Source organism: Pseudomonas sp. ICMP22404 (genome assembly GCF_006227205.1).
GTDB lineage: Bacteria > Pseudomonadota > Gammaproteobacteria > Pseudomonadales > Pseudomonadaceae > Aquipseudomonas.
In genome coordinates, this window is sequence record NZ_VCNG01000047.1 from 1 (window position 1) to 990 (window position 990).

Genomic DNA, 990 nt, shown 5'->3' on the forward strand with positions numbered 1-990 from the left:
GGTGCCGCCGGCGTTGCCGAGGGTCATGGCGTTGATGACCAGGGCATTGCCGCTGTCGATCAAGCCGCCCTGGGCGTTGTTGAGCAGACCGCCGCTGACGGTCAGGGTCTGGTCGCCACCGCTGGAGAGGATGCCGCCGCCGTTGTCCAGGCTGGCGGCGCTGACGGTCAGTTGTTTCTTGCCGACCAGTGCGCCGGCATTGCCGTTGAGCAGCGCCCCGCTGAGGGTGGCGCTGACGTCCTCGTCGCGGCTCGACAGGGTGCCGCTGTTGCGGTTGTCCAGGCTTGCGGCGGTCAGGCCCAGGCCCTTGAAGCCGGACAGCAGACCACCTTGGTTGGTGACGTCGCGGGCGCCCAGGGTCAGTACGCCGTTGCTGATCAGTTGGCCGGCGCTGTTGTCCAGGTCGCGGGCGTTCAGGTCCAGGCTCTGGCTGCTGGAGATTTCGCCGTGTTGGTTGTTCAGGTCTCGCAGGTGTTTGAGGCTGAGAACACCGGCGGTGGTGATGAGGCCGGCGCTGTTGTTGAGGTCGCCGGTGGCGGCGCCGAAGTCGATGGCGATGGCACTGCCCAGCAACGAGCCTTGCTGGTTGTTCAGGCCGCTGGTGTTGACGGTCAAGGCATCGGTGGCGCTGATCAGCCCGTTGCCCTGGTTGTTCAACTGGCCGCTGAGGGCCAGGTCGAGGTTGGCGCGGCTGGTCAGGGTGCCGCCGTTGTTGTTCAGGTTTGCGGCTTCGACGTCCAGCGCGGCGGCGGCGATCAGACCCTTGAGGTTGGTCAGGGCGTTATCGACGCGCAGGGTCAGGGCCTGGTTGCTCAGCAGTTTGCCGTTGTCATTGTTCAGGCTTTGCGCAGCCAGGGTGAACGCCTGGGCGCTGGAGATTTCGCCGCCGTCGTTGTTGACGGCCTTGAGGTTCTTGAGCATCAACAGCGGTGCGTTGATCAGGCCGCCCTGGTTGTTGAGTTGGCCCTGGTTGAGGTCCAGGGTCAGGGC

The 990-nt window shown here is 65.6% G+C and carries 1 pseudogene; it reads right to left on the reverse strand.

The window, feature by feature from the left end:
• Window positions 1-990 (reverse strand): annotated as a pseudogene (locus FGE05_RS29565) (heme utilization protein); the annotation flags it as partial.